The 19,206-nt window shown below is 67.8% G+C and carries 15 protein-coding genes and 1 tRNA gene; 11 read left to right on the plus strand and 5 right to left on the minus strand.

Going from position 1 to position 19,206, the window contains the following annotated elements; genetic code table 11:
- Positions 1 to 62: 62 nt before the first annotated feature.
- From selB to G3T14_RS11485, 3 genes are all read left to right on the plus strand, one after another.
- A complete protein-coding gene (selB, locus tag G3T14_RS11475) occupies positions 63 to 1,952 on the plus strand; it encodes a selenocysteine-specific translation elongation factor (protein WP_163642681.1) in 1,890 nt (629 codons plus the stop codon).
- Between the two features lie 306 nt (positions 1,953 to 2,258).
- Positions 2,259 to 3,797, plus strand: a complete 1,539-nt coding sequence (locus G3T14_RS11480) for a sensor domain-containing diguanylate cyclase (RefSeq protein ID WP_204262803.1) — start codon at positions 2,259 to 2,261, stop codon at positions 3,795 to 3,797.
- A 167-nt stretch (positions 3,798 to 3,964) separates the two neighbouring features.
- Positions 3,965 to 5,467 (plus strand): DUF2252 domain-containing protein, encoded by a 1,503-nt coding sequence (locus G3T14_RS11485; protein ID WP_163642682.1) that lies wholly within the window; start codon positions 3,965 to 3,967, stop codon positions 5,465 to 5,467.
- A gap of 118 nt (positions 5,468 to 5,585) precedes the next feature.
- Here G3T14_RS11485 and G3T14_RS11490 read toward each other — a convergent pair whose 3' ends face one another.
- The 3 genes from G3T14_RS11490 to G3T14_RS11500 all read right to left on the minus strand — a co-directional run bounded on the left by G3T14_RS11490 (position 5,586) and on the right by G3T14_RS11500 (position 7,363).
- Positions 5,586 to 6,158 carry an HD domain-containing protein gene (locus G3T14_RS11490; RefSeq protein ID WP_246733250.1) on the minus strand — a complete coding sequence of 191 codons (573 nt, stop codon included), beginning with the start codon at positions 6,156 to 6,158 and terminating at the stop codon, positions 5,586 to 5,588.
- Positions 6,159 to 6,749: 591 nt separating this feature from the next.
- A tRNA-Arg gene (locus G3T14_RS11495) sits at positions 6,750 to 6,826 on the minus strand.
- Positions 6,827 to 6,994: 168 nt separating this feature from the next.
- A complete protein-coding gene (locus G3T14_RS11500; RefSeq protein ID WP_163642683.1) occupies positions 6,995 to 7,363 on the minus strand; it encodes a transposase in 369 nt (122 codons plus the stop codon).
- 253 nt (positions 7,364 to 7,616) lie between these two features.
- Between G3T14_RS11500 and G3T14_RS11505 the strand changes: the two genes are divergently transcribed.
- The 7 genes from G3T14_RS11505 (at position 7,617) to G3T14_RS11535 (ending at position 15,576) form a co-directional block, all read left to right on the plus strand.
- Entirely contained in the window at positions 7,617 to 8,843 is a 1,227-nt protein-coding gene (locus G3T14_RS11505; RefSeq protein WP_163642684.1) for an urea ABC transporter substrate-binding protein, read from the plus strand.
- The gene (gene urtB, locus G3T14_RS11510; protein WP_246733251.1) at positions 8,836 to 10,488 is read left to right on the plus strand and encodes an urea ABC transporter permease subunit UrtB; all 1,653 of its coding nucleotides are present in this window, start codon (positions 8,836 to 8,838) and stop codon (positions 10,486 to 10,488) included. The genes G3T14_RS11505 and urtB overlap by 8 nt, the downstream gene beginning before the upstream one ends.
- Positions 10,485 to 11,603, plus strand: a complete 1,119-nt coding sequence (gene urtC / locus G3T14_RS11515; RefSeq protein WP_163642685.1) for an urea ABC transporter permease subunit UrtC — start codon at positions 10,485 to 10,487, stop codon at positions 11,601 to 11,603. The genes urtB and urtC overlap by 4 nt, the downstream gene beginning before the upstream one ends.
- Positions 11,600 to 12,310 (plus strand): ATP-binding cassette domain-containing protein, encoded by a 711-nt coding sequence (locus tag G3T14_RS11520; protein WP_163642686.1) that lies wholly within the window; start codon positions 11,600 to 11,602, stop codon positions 12,308 to 12,310. The genes urtC and G3T14_RS11520 overlap by 4 nt, the downstream gene beginning before the upstream one ends.
- Positions 12,307 to 13,026 (plus strand): urea ABC transporter ATP-binding subunit UrtE, encoded by a 720-nt coding sequence (urtE, locus tag G3T14_RS11525; RefSeq protein WP_246733255.1) that lies wholly within the window; start codon positions 12,307 to 12,309, stop codon positions 13,024 to 13,026. The genes G3T14_RS11520 and urtE overlap by 4 nt, the downstream gene beginning before the upstream one ends.
- 19 nt (positions 13,027 to 13,045) lie before the next feature.
- On the plus strand, positions 13,046 to 13,990 hold the full coding sequence (locus G3T14_RS11530) for an acetamidase/formamidase family protein (RefSeq protein WP_163642687.1): 945 nt from the start codon (positions 13,046 to 13,048) through the stop codon (positions 13,988 to 13,990).
- A 473-nt stretch (positions 13,991 to 14,463) separates the two neighbouring features.
- Positions 14,464 to 15,576 carry a helix-turn-helix transcriptional regulator gene (locus G3T14_RS11535; protein WP_163642688.1) on the plus strand — a complete coding sequence of 371 codons (1,113 nt, stop codon included), beginning with the start codon at positions 14,464 to 14,466 and terminating at the stop codon, positions 15,574 to 15,576.
- Positions 15,577 to 15,621: 45 nt separating this feature from the next.
- On the opposite strand, the gene G3T14_RS11540 is transcribed toward G3T14_RS11535, so the two are convergent.
- Together G3T14_RS11540 and G3T14_RS11545 are read right to left on the minus strand one after the other, a co-directional pair.
- On the minus strand, positions 15,622 to 16,920 hold the full coding sequence (locus G3T14_RS11540) for an MFS transporter (protein WP_348645260.1): 1,299 nt from the start codon (positions 16,918 to 16,920) through the stop codon (positions 15,622 to 15,624).
- Positions 16,921 to 17,319: 399 nt separating this feature from the next.
- Positions 17,320 to 18,201, minus strand: coding sequence for an aldo/keto reductase family oxidoreductase (locus G3T14_RS11545; RefSeq protein WP_163642690.1), 882 nt, complete (start codon positions 18,199 to 18,201; stop codon positions 17,320 to 17,322).
- 95 nt (positions 18,202 to 18,296) lie between these two features.
- On the opposite strand from G3T14_RS11545, the gene G3T14_RS11550 reads away from it, so the two are divergent.
- Positions 18,297 to 19,205, plus strand: coding sequence for a LysR family transcriptional regulator (locus G3T14_RS11550; RefSeq protein WP_163642691.1), 909 nt, complete (start codon positions 18,297 to 18,299; stop codon positions 19,203 to 19,205).
- Position 19,206: the final 1 nt, after the last annotated feature.

Below are 19,206 nucleotides of genomic sequence, written 5' to 3' on the forward strand. Positions count from 1 at the left end.
CTGAAAACCGGCGCGGAGCGATCCGCGCCGGTCCATTACCGAACCCGGCAAAGTCCCAAACAATGATCGTCGCCACGGCGGGGCATATCGACCACGGCAAGACGGCTTTGGTGAAGGCGCTCACCGGCGTGGATGCCGACCGGCTGCCGGAGGAGAAGGCCCGCGGCATCACCCTCGATCTCGGCTTCGCCTATGCGCGCGACCGGATCTCGCCCCTCGGCTTCGTCGACGTGCCCGGTCACGAGCGCTTGGTACGGACCATGGTGGCGGGTGCGAGCGGCGTCGATTGCGCGCTTCTGGTCATCGCCGCCGACGACGGCGTGATGCCCCAGACCCGCGAGCACCTCGCGATCCTCGACCTGCTCGGAATCGTTCGCGGTGTCGTGGCGATCACCAAGAGCGACCGGGTGGATGCGGCCCGCGTCGGTGCGGTCACAGCCGAGGCGCGGGCGCTGCTCGCGGGAACCGGGCTTGCCGACAGTCCCATCGTGTCCTGTTCGGCACGCACCGGGGCCGGCGTCACCGCGATCGCAGGGCTCCTCGAGGCGGCCGGCGCGCGCACCGAGATGGCGGCGGAGGCCGACCGCGGTTTCCGCCTTGCGGTCGATCGCAGTTTCACGCTGGCGGGGATCGGGCTGGTCGTTACCGGTTCGATCCATGCGGGCAGCGTGCGCGTCGGTGACCGAATGCTCTTGTCCCCGGGTAATCGTGAGGTTCGGGTTCGCGGCATCCAAGCCCGGAACGCAGTCGTGGAATCAGCCACCGCTGGGGAACGCTGTGCCCTCAACCTCGCTGGTCCACGGCTCGCGCAGGGCGACCTCCACCGCGGCGACTGGATCCTGAGCCCGGACCTTCACGCCCCGACCGATCGGCTCGCCGTGCGGCTGGTTCTCCTGCCCGGCGAGGCCCGCCCGCTTCGGCATCGGACGCCGATTCAGGTCCATCTCGCCGCCGCCTCCGTGACGGGACGGGTTTTGCTCGACGATGGACAGGCGCTCGAACCGGGCGGCAGCGTCATCGCGCAGCTGATCCTCGACGCGCCCCTCGGGGCGCTGGCACGAGACCGCTTCATCCTTCGCGACATCTCCGCCCGGCGGACGCTGGGCGGCGGTCGGGTCCTCGATCCGTTCGCGGCGCGCCGTGGCAACCGCTCGGCGGCGAGGCGGGCGGAGGGCGAAGCTTGCGACACGCTCGACGACCGCGCCGCGCTCGCCGCGCTCCTCGCCGGGGCCGAGGGCGGGATCGATCTCGATCGCTTCCGCCTCGCGCGCAACCTGCGCCCGGAGGCGGAAGCCGCTCTGCTCGAAACGATGGGGGTCGTCGTGGCCCCCGGCCGCATCGGCCTGTCCTCCGGCCGCTTCGACGGGCTCTGCGATCGCCTGTGCGCGATCCTGACCGCCCTGCATGAGCGGGAGCCAGACAATCCCGGCCTCGGCCTCGACGAGATCGCCGCGCTCCTTGCGCCGGCCCTCAAGCCTCTGGTCCGTCCAGCGCACGACCGGCTGATCGCCGACGGACGCATCGTCCGCAGCGGGTCCTACCTCCATGCACACGGCCACGTCGTCCGGCTTGCCCAGGCCGACGCGGAAGCCTGGGAGCGGATCCACGCCATCCTCATGGAGGCCGGCCTCGACCAACTGCGCCTGACCCTCCTCGCCGAACGGATGGGCCTCCAAGCCGACGCGCTCCGCGGCCTGTTGGACAAGCTCGGCCGGCTTGGCAACCTCGTCCGCGTCTCCCGCGCCTACTACATGCTGCCCGGTATCGTCGCGGATCTCGCGAGCCGGGCGCGATCCGTGGCCGAGTCCCATCCCGATGGTTTGCTCACCGTCGGTCGCTACCGGGATGCAACCGGCATCGGCCGCAATATGACGATGCCGCTGCTCGAGTATTTCGATGCGATCGGAGTCACGGTTCGGATCGATGAGGGCCGCCGCATCCGCCTCGATTGACCCGCTTTTCCGGTTAGCGGTTTGGCGTGTGGTTCCGACCAGCGGATCGTCTCGCAGGCGAATTGCCCAGCCTCGGTCGACGTGGTTGGTGGCCGGCCGGTCCTCGATTGCCTTGAGCGGCGCCAACGGAGGGGCACGCCGCGAACGACGCAGGCACTCTGCATCCGGGGACCGCGATCAAGGCGGTATTGCTGAGCGCGACCCATCCGGTCGAGTCCGGTCCGCCGCAGGGTGAAACACCTGTTTAAGGCTTCGCGTGCGAGAGGAAAGTGTTCTCGAAAAAAACAGACTGGCTTGGGATCGGCGATGGCTTCACTCATTCGCCTGTACCGCCGGCTGAACTCGGCCCATACTTGGATTGTGCTGAGCGTCTTGGCGCCCATCGGCATGGTCGTCGTGTCCAGCCTCATGCTGCTCGACTTGCGGCAGGACGCCTGGGAAAAAGCGGATCAGACGTCGAAGAACCTCCTGCAGGTTCTCGAACGCGACATCGCCCGCACGGTCGAGCTGTACGATCTCTCGTTGCGGGGCGCCGTCGACAGTCTCCACGCGCCGGGCGTCGCTCAGCTCAGCCCCGAACTCCGCCAGCTCGTCATCTTCGATCGTGCGAGTACGGCCCGTGACCTCGGCGTGATGATCATCCTCGACGAGCGCGGCGACATCGCCGCCGATCTCGACGCGGTTCCGCCGCGCAAAGGCAACTACGTCGACCGCGACTATTTTCGCGTCCACAGAACCCGCGGCGACCTCGGCCTGTTCATTGGTCAGCCGCTGATCTCCCGCCTGACGGGGGAGCGGATGCTGCCCTTCAGCCGGCGCATCAACAAGACGGACGGCACCTTCGGCGGCGTGGTGCTCGGGAGCGTGAAGTTGTCCTACTTCACGCACCTCTTCAGCCAGATCAGCCTCGGACGCGCCGGAGCGATCAACCTCTACCTGCGGGACGGCACGCGGGTCATGCGGCAGCCCTACGTCGAGAGCGATATCGGCAAGAACATCGCGGACGCTCCAACATTCGAACGGTTCGTGCGCGAGAACAGCGGCACCTTCGTCGGCACCTCAGTCCGAGACGGCATCGAGCGGCACTACAACTTCACCCGCGTGGGCGACCTGCCGCTCGTGCTGAACGTGGCGCTCTCCGTGGACGAGATCGAGGCGGATTGGCGCCTGAAGGCGCTCGTCATCGGCGGCATCGTGCTGCTGCTCTGTGGTCTGACGATTACCCTGTCCTTGCTGTTCAGCCGCGAGTTGCGCCGGCGCACGGCAATGCAAGCCGAATTCGCCAAGCTCTCCAAGACCGATGGGCTGACTGGCCTGCCGAATCGCCGTGCTTTCGAGGCGGGCTTCGCGGAGGCATCGGGATACCACGGCCGGCCGTTGTCTCTGCTGATCGTCGATGCCGATCACTTCAAGCACTTCAACGATAGCCATGGTCACCAGATCGGCGACGACGTGCTGAAGGGCTTGGCGCAGTGCCTGTCGGCAAGCGTCCACCGCCCGCAGGACCTGGTCTGTCGCGTGGGCGGCGAGGAGTTCACACTTCTCCTGCCGGATACCGACCAGGCCGGCGCCCTTCGCATCGCAGAGAAGGTTCATGCCGAGGTTTCGACCCTGGCGATCGGATCGGTTGGCATCGGGGCCGGGGCGGTCACGGTGAGCATCGGGCTCGCGAGCGTTACATCGACCCAGGAGCGAGACACCTCGCTGACGGACCTGTATCGCCGCGCGGACGCAGCGCTGTACGAGGCCAAGGAAGGCGGTCGGAACCAGACCCGGTGTGCCGCGATGCCGGTTGCTTCCGCAGCCGCGCAAAAGCGCCTTCTTCAGCTGGTGAGCACGTCGTAGATCGGGCCTGTTCCAAAGCCGGAGCCGCCTCCCAGCACGCTCGCAGGTCGCGTGGCGGCAGACCTCACGAACGGAGCGCTACGCTTTTCATTGCGATTTAATCCCGAGGTCGCAACGATGTGCGACGGCTGAGATTGTCCCTGCGCCGATGGGGATCACGAGTGTCCATGGAACGACAGAACGACTTTGGCGCATCCGACCACGTGGTGTCCGATCAGAACCGAGACGGGGTGGTCGAGTCCGCCGGTGAGGTCGTGCTGGAACCGCTTGCCGATTATCCACATATCGACCTCCGCGAATGCGGCGAACCCTGGGACAAACGCCGGGCCGCCGGCAAGCGCCTGCGCGAGGTGGTGCCCCACGCCGCGCATGCCGCGCTCTCCTTGCCGGAAGACCGGCCCGACCCGGTTACCCTCATCGAGGGGGCCCATGATGGACGACAGCCTGCGCTGATTCCGTTGCGGATCGCCCGCATGGCGAGTTCGCCCTTCGCGTTCCTGCGCGGCGCTGCGCACGTCATGGCCTGGGACCTCGCGCAGAGCCCGCGGAGCGAGATCATGGTCGTGATGAACGGAGATGCCCACATCTCAAATTTCGGCCTGTTCGGGACACCGCAGCGCGACGTCGTGCTCGACCTCAACGATTTCGACGAGGTGACCATCGGTCCGTGGGAATGGGACCTGAAGCGGCTCGTCGCCAGTATCGAGGTGGCGGCACGCGGCGACGCGGTTGCTACGAGCGAGCGGCGTCAGGCGGTGATCGCCGCCGTCAGCGGCTACCAGCACACGATGACAGAGATGGCGCCACAGGGCTCCCTCGACGTCTGGCAGCAGGCCGCACGCGCCGACCAACTCGACTTCACAGGGATCCGGATCGATGCGGAATCGCAGGCCGTGGTCCGGAAGGCGGTGGAGAAAGCGCGCAAGAAGAACAACCAGAGCCTCCTCGCCCGCGTAGGCGAGCGGCGCGTCGATGGCGGTTGGCGGTTTCGCGAGGATCCCCCAATCCTCACGGGCGTCGACGAAGCGACCCGCGAGGCGGTGATCACCGGTCTCGAGCATTATGCCGAGACTCTGCCGCGCGAGCGCCGGTTCATGCTGAACCGCTACCACGTCGTCGACGTGGCGCACCGGGTGGTGGGCGTCGGCAGCGTCGGCACCCGTGCTTACGTAGCACTGCTCTGCGGCAACTCGGATCAGGACGTGCTCTTCCTGCAGGTGAAGGAAGCGGTGCGCCCCGCCCACGCGCCATACCTTCCCGGCATGCCCGAGCCCTATGCCAGCCACGAGGGCGAGCGGGTGATCTATGGGCAGCGTCTGCTCCAGGGCGTCGGCGACCCGCTTCTCGGGTGGACCACGATCGCCGACCGCCCGTTCTATGTCCGGCAGATGAAGAACATGAAGGGGGAGATTCCGGTCTCGTGCATGACTGGGCAGCCGCTGCTGTACTTCGCGTGGGCTTACGGCGCGCTGCTCGCGCGGGCTCACGCGCGCACCGGCGACGCGGCCGCCATCGCCGGCTATTGCGGACGCGACCGCCAGACCGGCCTCCGCGAAGCGCTCGCCGGCTGGGCGTCTGCCTACGGCGACCGGAACCAGGCCGATTACGAAGCTTTTCGCGAAGCCATGGCGAACGGTCGGCTCGTGGCGGCAGAGGATCCGTGCCTGTGAAATAGCCTAACGCGCCCTTCACGCCGAGCCAGCGTCACGCCGGCGCGCGCCGGTCTCGGCGACAAGCGCACCTGGACGACGAAGTTTGCCCTGCTTAGCCCGTGGGACACGACTCGGGTCAGCCCGCCGACGGCACGCGCCCGATGTGGAAGACGCGGAACCGCATTGGAGGCCCATCGGACGTTGGTGCGCTCAAGGCCCGGTGTATCCGAGAGCAACCGCGGCATCTCTCAAACGCGGAATGGCGGCAGCATACCGGGCCGTGAGGCTGCTCCCGAGCGGAAGCTGGCGCTCGGCGTTGGCATTGTCCTCGTTGGTCCGACAGTTTGACCAGGATCGCACCGAGATTGCCCGACGGGATGAGGGCCGTGATGCGTTCGGCATACGACACGCCTTCGTCCGGCTTGCTCAGGAGTTGCACCATCTTGATCGTCGCGGCCGTATAGCCGGCCTCGGCCAGATCCTCGGTGCTGGTCGGCGTGTCCTCGAGAACGTCATGCAGATAGGCCGCCTGAAGGACCTGGTTCGGATCGATCTTCGATCCGTCGACGTCGCGCGCCTGTCGTGCACGCCGGTCGACGGCTCCGGCTACGCGGTTGACGTGCCGAATGTACGGCTTGCCGCTCTTGTCGCGTTGCCCGGCATGAGCCTGCGCGGCGAACTGGTGCGCATCGGAATTCGAGGGTGGCATCAGTTCTGCTCCGGCGGAGCCAGCAGTATCGCCGTGCGTATCGCAGTGGGCCTGCGGTGCTCGCAGACTCCCCGAGCGGTATCGCCACCTTCGCCCAGGACTGGGCCTTCACTGCCGCGGTAGGATCCAAGGTGTGCCCGCTTTCAAACCGGAAGAATTGCACTGACGCATCGCACAGAACGACGCTGATCGCTGCAGCGATCTTCGTACCTGCCACGGCCTCTGCTTTGAAGCGATCTACACGTGCTGGATTTTCAACCACAAACCCAAGATAGCGCGCCAACGGCCTTCGGCAGTCCCATCCGTAGTCCTCGCCGCTCTCACCGTGTGGTCGCGACTGCTGGTTCCGGTGCAGATTTCGTGGTCTGCGTTGCCCCAACTTCACGAAAGCGTCAGGCGTCGACGACACCGTCTTGGCAGTCAGGTTCGAAGACGTTCTGTGATCCGCCCGAGTGGCCGGGACGGGCGCGCAGGAGACACGTCGTCAACCGACCTAACGACCAGCCGCTGGCTAGCGCGCGGCAATGGCCGAGCACGCCCAGCTCATACACAGCGAATGATTGGAGTTCTATTCCGGCTGGTATCAGCTTTTGGCGCACCCGACACGATTCGAACGTGTGACCTTTGCCTTCGGAGGGCAACGCTCTATCCAGCTGAGCTACGGGTGCTGACCAGCGGAGTGCTTAGCTCAAGCGGTCGCGCAGCGCAACGGGTGGGCGGTGGGGTCGCGCAGGGTCGGGTGCCTGCCGCGGCCCCGGGGGCTCACGCCGTACCGTCGTAGCGGGGCGGATTGTGCGGCGGGGTGGGCACGCAAACGGGTCGGACGCGGGGCTCCGTCAATTCGCGGTGCGCACGAACGCGTAGCGGCCGACGGAGGCGGCTGCGCCGCGATGCTGTACCGCTGGCGCGATGCGGCTGTCCGGTTTGGACGCGGCGCTGCGACGGGCGTCGGAGGCGGGGGCCGAGACCGTGCGCAGGGCGCTGCGGAGACGCAGGACCTCGCCGCGCAGGTTGGCGTTCTCGCGTTCGACCCGGCCGAGGCGCTCGACGCCTGCCGGGGGCAGGCCGCCGAGGCGGCGGCGCCAGCGATAGAAGGTACCGATGGAGATGTGTGCCGCCGCGCAGATCTCCGCGATGGCGATACCGTTGGCGGCCTCCTTCAGCAGGAACGCGACTTCCTGGTCCGTATGCTGGGATCGACGCATGCGCAGCTTCCCTGTTCGGCGTGGCCCATTCGCGGCGATGCGTTCGCCTGCGATCACGCGAGACGGCCCGATCGCAGCAAAAACCGGACCGGTGGGTAAATGACAATTTTGACGTTCTGGAACCGGCGGGCCCACAAGACGGGCGCTGCGCCGGCAATTTGCGCACGGTCTCGCCGCGGATGCGGTCACTTGAGGCTTCCGCCGCTCGCTCCGGGATCGGACAATCCGGCGACGCGGCAGGAGAACGGGCCCGATGACGGATTTCACGAGACGAGGCTTGATCGGAACCGCCGCGGCACTCGCTGCCCCGGCGCTCATCCGCCCGGCCTGGGCGGCGGACACGGTGAAGCTCGGCTGCCTGTTTTCGTCCTCGGGCACGATGGCCAATATCGAGGGCCGCCTCAACTACGTCGTGCGCATGGCCGCCGACCAGTTGAACGCCAAGGGCGGCGTCAACGGACGCCAGGTCGAGGTGATCACCTCGGATCCGGCCTCCGACTGGCCGCTCTATGCGCAGATCGGCCGCCAGATGCTGCAGCAGGAAAAGGTCGCGGCCCTGTTCGGCTGCTGGACCTCGGTGTCGCGCAAATCGGTGCTGCCGGTGGTCGAGCAGAATGACGGGCTCCTGTTCTATCCGCTGCATTTCGAGGGTGAGGAGAACTCGAAGAACGTCGTCTACGTGAACTCGCCGCCGGCGAGTTCGGTGCTGCCGGCCGTCGACTACCTGATGGGGTCCGACGGCGTCGGCGCCAAGCGCTTCTTCATGATCGGCTCGGATTACGTCTGGCCGCGCACGATCAACAAGATCCTGAAGGGCTACTGGAAGTCCAAGGGCATCGCCGAGAGCGCGTGGCGCGAGGAATACGTGCCGCTCGGGTTCTCGAACTTCCAGACCCTGGTCAACCAGATCCGGACCTTCGCCGCCCAGCCCGGTGGCCAGCCGATCGTGGTGCTCACCGTGGTCGGTTCGTCGATCCCCGATTTCCTGCGCGAATTCGCCAACCAGGGAATCCTGGCCACCGACGTGCCGATCCTCGGCCTCGACATGGTCGAGGCTGATCTGGAGGGGCTCGATACCACCAAGCTCGTCGGCCATCTCAATTGCTGGGCCTATCTCCAGGCCGCGAAGGGCGAGCGGAACAAGCAGTTCCTTTCCGACTGGTCGGCCTACGTGAAGGCCAAGGCCGTGCCCTTCAGCGCCGATACGGTCATCGACCCCATGGTCTCGGCCTATGACAGCGTCCGGCTCTGGGCGCTCGCGGCGGAGAAAGCCAAGAGCTTCGCCGTGCCCGACGTGCGCAAGGCCTTCGCCGGCCTCAGCTACGACGGGCCGTCGGGCTACACCCTCACCATGACGGCCGAGAACAACTACGTGTCGCGCGGCGTCTTCATCGGCTCCGTCAACGAGACGCGCGGGTTCGACGTCCTGTGGCAATCTCCGGATGCGCCCAAGCCCGTGCCGTTCAGCCCGTATGGCTGAGATGTGGGATTGGTCGCCGCGCCCGCTGGCCCGTCTGGCGTTCGGTCTCATGCTGATGCTGTCCGCGACGGTGGCGGCGGCGGCAGGAGACGCGCTCGACCGGCCAGGGCTGGTCGCAGCGCTCTGCGGTGACGCCGCAGCCCTGGGACGCGGTGCCGAAGCGGTGATCGGCTCGGCCGGTAGCGCGGCGCCCGACGATCTCGCCTTTGCGGGCGGCGTATTGCGTGGATTGCTCGATCGCCGCCTCGCCTGTGTCGGGACCGGCGCGGTCCTGCTCGATCGTGTCGGAGCGGCGGACGGGCGGGATGTTTTGACCGGAATCCCCGCATCGGCCACGGGGGGCCGCTCGCCGGTTCTCGGCCTGCGCCAGCGCGGACTGGTGGAGGCGGGTGCCGGAATCGTCGCGCTGCTCACCGGTGCCACCGTCGAAGCGCGGTCGGCCGGGCTCGCCACCCTCGCGCGCCGGATGGGAACCCTGCCGGAGGCCGACGCCATCCTGGAGCGGGCCCGTACCGCCGAGGCGGATGCCGGCCTGCGCCGCGCCATCGCGCAGGCGATGCAGGCGGCTGCCCTCGATGCGCCCGATCCCGCCCGCCGCCGCGCGGCGATCGCCGCCATCGCGGCCGTCCCGTCGAGTGCCGCGCTGTCGCGGCTGACGAGCCTGAAGGCCGATCCGGCCTATATCGCCGACCCGGCCTTCCGGGCTGCGCTCGATACGGGCATCGCCAGCGTCGAACGGGCTGTGGCCATCGGCAACGGTCTCGCGCTCGCCTACAACGCCGTGAGCTTTGCCAGCATTCTGTTCATGGCGGCGGCGGGACTTGCGATCATCTTCGGCCTGATGGGCGTGATCAATCTCGCGCAGGGCGAGTTCATCATGGTGGGCGCCTATGCGGCCTACGGCGTGCAGGAGGCGTTCCGCTGGCTCGCGCCCGGCCTGATCGACCTCTATCTCATCGCCGCGATCCCGGTGGCGTTCCTGGCCTCGGCCTGCGTCGGGATCGCCGTCGAGGCGCTGATCCTGCGCCACCTCTATCGCCGGCCGCTCATGAGCCTGCTCGCCACCTGGGCGGTGAGCCTGTTCCTGATCAACGGGGTGCGCGTCGCCTTCGGCTCGCAGAACCTGCAGTTCGGGATGCCGAGCTACGTCAGCGGCGGCGTGCCGCTCTATGCCGACTTCATCGTCACTTGGAACCGGCTCTTCGCCATCGCCTTCGCCGCGGTGACTCTGGTGGCGACGCTGCTGATCCTCAAGCGCACGCCCCTCGGCCTCGATATCCGTGCGGTCACGCAGAACCGCGACATGGCCGGCGCGCTCGGCATCCGGACGCGGCGGGTCGACCGGCTCGCCTTCGGCTTCGGCTCGGGTCTCGCCGGGCTCGCGGGCGTGGCGTTGTGCCCGATCTACAGCGTCAATCCCGGCATGGGCGCGAACTTCATCGTCGACAGCTTCATGGTGGTGGTGCTCGGCGGGGTCGGCACCGTGGTCGGAACGCTGGTGGCGGCCCTCGGCATCGGCGGCGCCAACGTGCTGATCGAGCCGTTCTACGGCGCAGTCGCCGCCAAGGTGATCGTGCTGGTCGGCATCATCGTGTTCCTGCAGCGCCGGCCCGAAGGGCTGTTTGCCGCAAGGCGCCGGCGATGACCGGACGCGCCGAGATTCTGTCGACCCCGAGCGAGGCTGCTCCGGCCCGCCCCGCCGCCGCGTGGCGGCGCGACCCGCTCCTCGTCGGCATTCTGGTGGTGATCGCGGCGGTCTGCCTCGGGCTCGTCGGCCTGCAGCCGGCCCCCTACCTCGTCAACGCCATCGGGCAGCTCGCGGCCTTCGCGATCCTGGCCGTGTCGCTCGATTTGGTCTGGGGCTACCTCGGCATCCTCAGCCTCGGGCACGGGCTGTTCTTCGCCATCGGCGGCTACGTCTGCGCCATGCACCTGCTCGCACACGCCTTCGCGGTGACGGGCGTCGCGCCGGACTTCGTGCAGTTCATGGGCTGGACGGCCCTGCCGGCCTATTGGGCCGGGCTCACCCATGCGCCCTACGCCCTGGCCCTGGCGCTGGGGCTGGCGGCGGCGGTGGCCTTCGTGTTCGGCCTCGCTTCGTTCCGCTCGCGGGTGAACGGCGTCTACTTCTCGATCATCAGCCAGGCGCTCGTCTATGTCGCCATGCTGCTGATGTTCCGCAACGATACCGGCCTCGGCGGCAACAACGGCATGACCGGGTTTCCGCTGCTGTTCGGGTATCCCATGGGCTCCGCGGCGGTGACGACTGGGCTGGCATTGGCCGCGCTCGGCACGCTGGCGGCGGTTCTCGTCGGCACCCGCGCCCTCGTAGCGGGCCCGATCGGCCGGCGCATGCTCGCCTGCCGCGACGACGAGACCCGCTTGCGCACCCTCGGCTATGGCACGACCCGGCTCAAGCTCGCGATCTGGTGCCTCTCGGCCATGATCGCGGCTCTGGCCGGGGTGCTGTACGTGCCGCAGGTGGGCATCATCAATCCGCGCGTGCTCTCGCCCGATCTGTCCATCGAGATCGCCGTCTGGATGGCGATCGGCGGAATCGGACGCCTCGGCGGCGCGGTGATCGGCGCGGTGGCGATCAACGCCCTCAAATTCTGGCTCAGCGCCGCGCTGCCGGAGGCGTGGCCCTTCATCCTGTCGGGGCTGGTGCTCGTCGTGGTGCTGGCGTTGCCCAACGGCCTGCTCGATCTCGCGACGCTCAGGACCAGGCCGACCTGGCTCCGCGGAGGAGCCCCCCGGTGAGCGCCCTCGTGGTCGAGAACCTGACCGTGACGTTCGGGCGTTTCCGCGCCCTCGACGCCCTCTCGCTCGCCGTCGATCCCGGGGAAATCCGCGCGGTGATCGGCCCGAACGGGGCCGGCAAGACCACCTTGCTCGACGTGATATCCGGCATCACCAAGCCCGTCAGCGGCCGCGTCCTGATCGGCGACGGCATCGACCTGACCACGCGCTCGGAGGCCGAGATCGCGAAGGCCGGCATCCGCCGCAAGTTCCAGAAGCCGAGCGTCTTCCCGGCGCTCACGATCCGCGAAAACCTCGAGATCGGCTGCGGCACCGGGCTCTCGGCCACCGAACGCCCCGCGCGCATCGCCGAGATCCTCGCGGAGACCGGGCTCGCGCCGCGCGAGCACGCCCAGGCCGGCGCGCTGGCCCATGGCGAAAAGCAATGGCTCGAGATCGGGATGGTGCTGGCCTCGAACCCCCGGATCATCCTGCTCGACGAGCCGGTGGCGGGGCTCTCGGATTCCGAGACCGAGCGCACCGCCGCCTTGATCCGCTCGCTCCGCCGCCTGGACCGCGCCATTCTGGTGATCGAGCACGACATGGCCTTCGTCGAGGCGATCGCCGACCGGGTGACGGTGCTGCACGAGGGCCGCACGCTGTTCGAGGGCAGCCTGCACGGCGCCCGCGCCGATTCCCGCGTGATCGAGGTGTTTCTCGGCCGATGAGCACGCCGGACGCGCCGCCACCGATGCGGCTCACGATCGAGGGCCTCGACCAGCATTACGGCAGCGCGCAAGTGCTGCGCGGCGTCACGCTGTCGATCGCGCCCGGCACCTGCCTCGCGGTGGTCGGGCGCAACGGGGCCGGCAAGACCACGCTGCTGCGCTGTCTCGCCGGACTGATCCCCGCGAGCCGCGGGCGGATCGCCTTCGACGCAGCCGAGATCGCCGCCTGGCCGTCCGACCGGCGCGCGCGGGCCGGCCTCGCCACCGTGCCGCAGGGCCGCGAGATCTTTTCCGATCTCACCGTCGCGGAGAACCTGCGCGTGGCCGCCCGCGCCCATGGGCTGGAGCGCAGCGATGCCATCGACGAGGCGGTGGCGCTATTTCCGGCGCTGCGCGAGCTCTGGCACCGGCCCGGCGGCAACCTCTCCGGCGGGCAGCAGCAGCAGCTCGCCATCGCGCGGGCCCTGGCGACGCGCCCGCGTCTCCTCCTGCTCGACGAACCGACCGAGGGCATCCAGCCCTCCATCGTCTCCGCGATCGAGACGGTGATCGCCGGCCTCAAGGGCCGGATCACCGTGCTGCTGGTGGAGCAATATCTCGATTTCGCGCTCCGGCTCGCCGATTCCGTCGTGGTCCTCTCGCGCGGCGCCATCGTCGAGCAGGGCGAGCGCGGCACGATCAGCCATGCCGACCTCACCCGCCACATCGCCGTCTGACCCGAACCCAGGAGCGCCCATGCCGACGCATCACGAGATTCCCGCGACCCCCGACACGATGGTCCTGGGCTATTTCGACGCCGCGCTTCCGCCGGTGCTGGAGATCGAGTCCGGCGATACCGTCACCCTGCACTCGTTTCCGGCGGGGGGCCGCGAATCGCTGCATCCCGATCCGACCCGGGTCCCGGCCGACCTCCTCGTCGCCCTCGACACCTGCGTGCCCGGCCCCGGCCCGCACTTCGTCACCGGCCCGGTCCATGTCCGCGGCGCCGAGCCCGGCGACGTGCTGCAGGTCGAGATCCTGGACCAGAAATTCCGCCAGGACTGGGGCTTCGTGGCGATCCTGCCCCTGCTCGGCACCCTGCCCGACGAGTTCACCGACTACGAGACCATCCACCCCGACATCGACGTCGCCCGCGGCGTCTGCGTGCTGCCCTGGGGCACCGAACTGCCGCTCGATCCGTTCTTCGGCATCCTCGGCACGGCGCCGCCGGCCGCCTGGGGCCGCGTCGGCACGCCGGTGCCGCGCGGCTTCGGCGGCAACATGGACAACAAGGAACTGAAGGTCGGCTCGACCCTCTACCTCCCGGTCTACAATGCGGGCGCCGGATTCTACGCCGGCGACGGCCACGGGGTGCAGGGCGACGGCGAGGTCTGCATCACCGCCCTGGAGACCGGGCTCACCGGCACCTTCCGGCTCACCGTGCGCAAGGACCTCGGCTACGACTGGCCGTTCGCCGAAACCCCCACCGACCTGATGTCGATCGGCCTGCACGAAAGCCTCGACGAAGCCATGCGGCAGGCGGTGCGCGAGATGGTCAAGCACGTCTGCGCCCGCACCGAACTCACCCGCAACCAAGCCTACATGCTGTGCTCCCTCACCGGAAACCTGCGCATCACCCAAACGGTGGACGGCAACAAGGGCGTGCATATGCTGATGCCGAAGAGCGCATTGTTGACGTAGAGGGTGGCCGCGTACGTCCGCGAGGCGATGCTGGCGAAGTCTCTGGGCGGCATGCTGCCCAGGGCGGTACGGGGTCGAATTTCCTCGCGGTGGCACCTCGGTGCGTCGATGCGCCCGCGGGCATCAGACTGCGAAGAGGGCCACGGGGCGTTCAGGAATTCCACGCGTCTGGATCGGCGTCACGCCTCGATGCAAACGGTATCGGAGCCAATCGCAGTACGACCATAGCGAAGTGGTCAGGTGTCTACCCGATGGTGCAACCTGTTCGGATCGGAATCCGCGCAAGGTCTTGGACGCCGATATGGCGACGGCGCAGCAACCTGCAGAGCGCACTGGCAACGAAGCTCAGTGCTTGCCAACACAAAAATGATACGGCTGAACGCTGTACCGCAAATCCCGTCAGGAAAAACCACAAATGATCTTGCTGTCGGCGACAGTGCTCATTTAGACATAGTTGTCACTGGGATTTTTCGATGGCCGGCTTGCACCACGACTCTTTTTCCAAGCTTGCGCCGAGCTTGGAAAGATCAGTCCTGGATCCGAGCCATTGGCCGGTCTTTCTCGAAAATGTGGCTCGCGCCACGGGCAGTGAAGGTTCCGTTCTCATTCGTATTGACGAAGTCGCCGAGGCGACCATCTCGACCCCGTCGGTAACGGAGCTGACCGACCGGTATTTTTCCGAAGACTGGCACACGATCGACCATCGCCTCGCAGCAATTCCCCTGATGCGGGATCGCGGGATTTCAGTCGATCAGGATTTCACGACGCGAGAGGAGTTCGAGCGGCTCCCATACTATCAGGATTTCCTAGGGCCCCACGGCCTGCGCTGGTTCGCCGGCGTCGGCTTCCAGTCCGAACGCGCGTTCTGGTGCCTCTCGCTCCAGAGGACACCCCGAGAGGGCTTCTTCGAGCCGCACGAGCAGGCGAGGCTTCTGGAGTTGGTTCCGGCCCTCCGGCGAACGGCTTTGCTTACCTCTGCGGTCGAGAGGGCGCGGGCTGCCGGCATGACGGATGCCTTCGATCTTGTCGGACGTGCGGCGATGATCCTCGATGGCGATGGCAGGGCCGTTCGCTGGAACGAGTCGTTCGCCGGCCTTCTCGACGCGGATCTCCGCATCGCAAAGGGCCGTCTCGTGACGCGAGATGCATCCACGAACGCCCGAATCGAGAGCTTGTCGAACGAGAGGGGACGCTATGGCGTAACGGCATTCGCCGTGCGCCGCCGCGACCAGCCTCCGATCGTCATCCATGTCTTGCCGCTCGGCGGAGAAACGCGTCGCGCCTTCGCCTACGGGACGACGCTGCTTGTCGCGTGTACGCCGGAGATCGGGCCAATGCCGGCGGCGTCCGTGCTCCAGACCGCCTACGGCTTGACCAAGGCCGAGGCCCGTCTCGCCGTTGCCCTGGCCGAAGGCGAGTCCATGGCGGAGGCCTCACAACGTTTTGCCGTGGCCTACTCGACCACCCGAACGCAGGTTCAGTCGATCTTCGCGAAGACCGGCGTCTCGCGGCAGGTCGATCTCGTGCGCCTGGTTTTCGGACTGAGCCTGAACCAGCAGATCTCCCAATCGCCGAAGCGGGACTGACCGCCACCCGAATTTGCACGCCGAAGCGGGCGCGCGGATGTCGGCTCACGCCTCGGATTCCGACGTCAGATCCTTCCCACGCGTCTCGGGCATGAACAGGGCCGCGACGGTTCCGATGATGCTGAAGCCGACGAGGTAATAGGCCGGAGCCATCTTGTCGCCCGTCAGGGCGATGAGCTTGTTGACGACGTAGTTCGTGCTGCCGCCGAAGATCGAGACCGAAAAGGCATAGACGATGGACAGGCCCGCACTGCGCACCGCGCGGGGCAGGGATTCCGGAATGGCCACGATGATCGCCGCCGCGTTGATCGAGGACAGGGCCGACAGCAGGAAGGTCACGGCATAGACCGACAGGCCGGTCGGGCTCCGTACCAGCCAGGCGAAGGCGGGGATGGTTAGGATTACGATGAGCGCGCGCGGCCAGATCATCACCGCGCGGCGGCCCACCCGGTCGGCGAGCCAGCCGCCGAGGAGCGGAAAGATGATGGATGCCAGACCCAACGCGATCGGCACGGCGGTGGAGATCGTCTCGGTGAGCCCGAGGGTGGCCTGGGCATAGACCGGCATGTTGGTGCCCACCGCATTCGAGACGGTGGAGGCCGCGATGATCAGGAAGGTCAGCAGCAGCATCCGTCCGTGCTCGCGCACGAGGCGCTTGACCACCGCGAAGGTCGAATCGGCCGCCGCCGGATCGGCCTGGTCTCCGGCGGTCTCGGGCAGGTGGCTGCGGATGATCAGGCCCACCGGCACCACGCCGATCCCGAGGGCGAACATCACGCGCCAGCCCCAGGCGCCCATCGCCGCGTCGCCCACCGCGAACGTGAGAGCGGAGGCGACGATGCCGGCGATCAGGGCGGCGCAGCCCTGGCTGGCGATCTGCCAGCTCGCCACGAAGCCCCGCTGCTTGGGCGGCGCCGCTTCGAGAAGGTAAGCGGTGGACGGGCCGACCTCGCCCCCGAGCGCCAGCCCCTGGATGAGCCGGCCGACGATGACGATGACCTGCGACCAGCCCCCCAACGTCGCATAGCCGGGCGCCGCGGCCAGCATCAGCATGCCGATCGCCATGAGCGCGATGGTGATCAGCATGGCCGGCTTGCGCCCCGCCCGATCCGCGAAGGCCCCGATGAGGATGCCGCCGATGGGCCGCATCACGTAGCCGATGCCGAACAGCGCCAGGGAGGCGAGCAGGCTGTCGGTGGCGTTCTCCGAGGGGAAGAACGCCTCGCCGATCGGCTTGGCGAAGAAGGCGTAGATGGTGAAGTCGTAGAATTCGAGGGCGTTGCCGAGGACCACGGCCGCCACCGCCTTCCGTTCGAGGCGTGGCTGCGCTGTCTCGGTGGTCACGTCCGTTTCCATGCCCGTCCCTCGTCCTGTCCGCGTGGCCTATGCCGCCACCGGCGCTAGGGTTCCATGGCGGCGGGGCCGGCGGCCGAGCAGCGCCCCTGCCGGCACTCCAGCGGCGCCCGTGAATGGCACGCACAAGGAGGGTTCGGCGAAAACCGTGCCGGTGGCCATCGCATCAAGCAAGCACTGCGCGCCCCGCGCAATGACTTGCTTCCCATACCTTCGCCGCGCACCTGACCGTTGTTCTGGTCTTCAATCCTCGCACTACGGCGACGAACATCCGCCTCGCGGCGTGTCATGCATCGGTTGCCCTGTCGCCAGCGGACCGCCACCAACCCCTGGCCACGAGGGCTGAGACGCGGCCGGTCCATTGTCCGTCGAGACCAGGCCCGCGCTGCATCAGCCCTCCGTAGGCCCGCCGGCGATCCGATCGAGAACGCCCATCGTATCGTCCGAGAGCGCGAGGGCGGCCGCCGCTAGGTTGTCGTGTAGGTGCGCGAGCGACGATGTGCCGGGAATCAGCAGGATGTTGGGGGATCGTGCGAGCAGCCACGCGAGTGCCACCTGCATCGGTGTCGCGCCTAGTCCCTCGGCGACCTCGGTGAGGGCCGTCGACTGGATCGGGCTGAAGCCGCCGAGCGGGAAGAACGGCACATAGGCGGTGCCGGACGTCGCGAGCGCGTCGATGAGCGCATCATCCGCCCGATGCGCGAGATTGTACGCGTTCTGGACGCAGACGATCTCGGCGATGGATTTCCCCTCGGCGACCTGCCGGGCCGTGACGTTACTGAGTCCGATCCTGCGAACCAGACCCTGGCGTTGGAGGTCGGCGAGGATGGCGAGGGGCTCTGCGATCGAGCCCTCCGCAGGCCCGTGGACATCGAGCATGATGCGCAGGTTGACCACGTCGAGGACGTCCACCGCGAGGTTGCGGAGATTGTCGTGAACCGCGCGGGTCAGCTCCTCCGCGGAGAAAGCCGGGTTCCAGGACGCGTCTTCACCGCGCTTGGCGCCGATCTTCGTGACGATCACGAGATCGTCCGGATAGGGGTGGAGCGCCTCGCGGATGAGCTGGTTGGTGATGTGCGGGCCGTAGAAGTCGCTGGTGTCGATGTGGTTCACGCCGTTCGCCACCGCCTCGCGCAGGACGGCGATGGCCCCGGCCCGATCCTTCGGAGGCCCGAAAACCCCAGGCCCCGCCAATTGCATCGCGCCGTAACCCAGGCGCTTCACGCTACGGTCGCCGAGGGCATAGGTCCCGGCTTGTGCGATGTCGGTCATGGTCACTCTCCTCTGGCGGTGAGAGGAGACTTAGAGCGCGCCCTATCGTGTGATAAGTTGGGCCAGTCGGCACAGGCTGTACGAAAGACCGAACAGTGGCGGCTGATCTTGGAGACATCGCGGCTTTCGTAGCCGTCGCGCAGGCAGGCGGATTTCGCGATGGTGCGCGGGCGAGTGGAACCAGCGCATCCGGCTTGAGCGAAGCCGTCCGTCGGCTGGAAGCACGGCTCGGCGTCAGGTTGCTGAACCGTACGACGCGCAGCGTGGCACCGACCGAGGCGGGCGCGCGTCTTCTGGAGCGGTTGACGCCGGCCTTGAGCGAGGTCGAAGCGGCGCTCGATGTGGTCAACGGCTTTCGCGACCGCCCGGCCGGCACGCTCCGGCTCAATGTTCCGGTCAGTGCGGCCCGGCTCGTGCTGCCCGGTATCGTTCCGCCCTTCCTCGCCGCCTATCCCGACATCCGTCTCGAGGTGGTGGCCGAGGATGGGTTCGTCGACGTGCTGGCCGCCGGTTGCGATGCCGGGATTCGCTACGATGAGCGCCTCGAGCAGGACATGATCGCGATCCCGATCGGACCGCGTGAACAGCGTTTCGCCACCGCCGCCTCGCCGGCCTACCTCGACCGCTGCGGACGTCCTGCCCACCCCCGCGAGTTGCTGAAACACGCCTGTATCGGCGGCCGCTTCGCGAGCGGTACGATGACGGCGTGGGAATTCGAGCGTGATGGGGAGATCGTGCGGGTCGACCCCAGCGGCCCGCTCATCGTTCGGGTCGGGGCCGCCACGGATCTCGCCGTGGACGCGGCCATCGCGGGGACCGGCATCATCACCTTATTCGAGGACTGGCTACGGCCGCACCTCGACAGCGGGGCTTTGGAGCCGGTCCTGACGTCCTGGTGGCAACCCTTTTCAGGGCCCTTCCTGTACTATCCCGGTCGCCGCTATCTCCCGGCGCCACTGCGGGCCTTCGTCGACTTCGTCGGCCAGCATCGCGTGCGTTCCTGAA

Origin of the sequence: Methylobacterium sp. BTF04 (assembly GCF_010692745.1) — a bacterium.
Lineage (GTDB): Bacteria > Pseudomonadota > Alphaproteobacteria > Rhizobiales > Beijerinckiaceae > Methylobacterium.

What these genes read in the sequence shown, in the direction of transcription:
- selB (WP_163642681.1), top strand. Translation starts at nt 63, where the DNA reads ATGATCGTCGCCACGGCGGGGCATATCGACCACGGCAAGACGGCTTTG.
- G3T14_RS11480 (WP_204262803.1), top strand. Translation starts at nt 2,259, where the DNA reads ATGGCTTCACTCATTCGCCTGTACCGCCGGCTGAACTCGGCCCATACT.
- G3T14_RS11485 (WP_163642682.1), top strand. Translation starts at nt 3,965, where the DNA reads ATGGAACGACAGAACGACTTTGGCGCATCCGACCACGTGGTGTCCGAT.
- G3T14_RS11490 (WP_246733250.1), bottom strand. Translation starts at nt 6,158, where the DNA reads ATGCCACCCTCGAATTCCGATGCGCACCAGTTCGCCGCGCAGGCTCAT.
- G3T14_RS11500 (WP_163642683.1), bottom strand. Translation starts at nt 7,363, where the DNA reads ATGCGTCGATCCCAGCATACGGACCAGGAAGTCGCGTTCCTGCTGAAG.
- G3T14_RS11505 (WP_163642684.1), top strand. Translation starts at nt 7,617, where the DNA reads ATGACGGATTTCACGAGACGAGGCTTGATCGGAACCGCCGCGGCACTC.
- urtB (WP_246733251.1), top strand. Translation starts at nt 8,836, where the DNA reads ATGGCTGAGATGTGGGATTGGTCGCCGCGCCCGCTGGCCCGTCTGGCG.
- urtC (WP_163642685.1), top strand. Translation starts at nt 10,485, where the DNA reads ATGACCGGACGCGCCGAGATTCTGTCGACCCCGAGCGAGGCTGCTCCG.
- urtE (WP_246733255.1), top strand. Translation starts at nt 12,307, where the DNA reads ATGAGCACGCCGGACGCGCCGCCACCGATGCGGCTCACGATCGAGGGC.
- G3T14_RS11530 (WP_163642687.1), top strand. Translation starts at nt 13,046, where the DNA reads ATGCCGACGCATCACGAGATTCCCGCGACCCCCGACACGATGGTCCTG.
- G3T14_RS11535 (WP_163642688.1), top strand. Translation starts at nt 14,464, where the DNA reads ATGGCCGGCTTGCACCACGACTCTTTTTCCAAGCTTGCGCCGAGCTTG.
- G3T14_RS11545 (WP_163642690.1), bottom strand. Translation starts at nt 18,201, where the DNA reads ATGACCGACATCGCACAAGCCGGGACCTATGCCCTCGGCGACCGTAGC.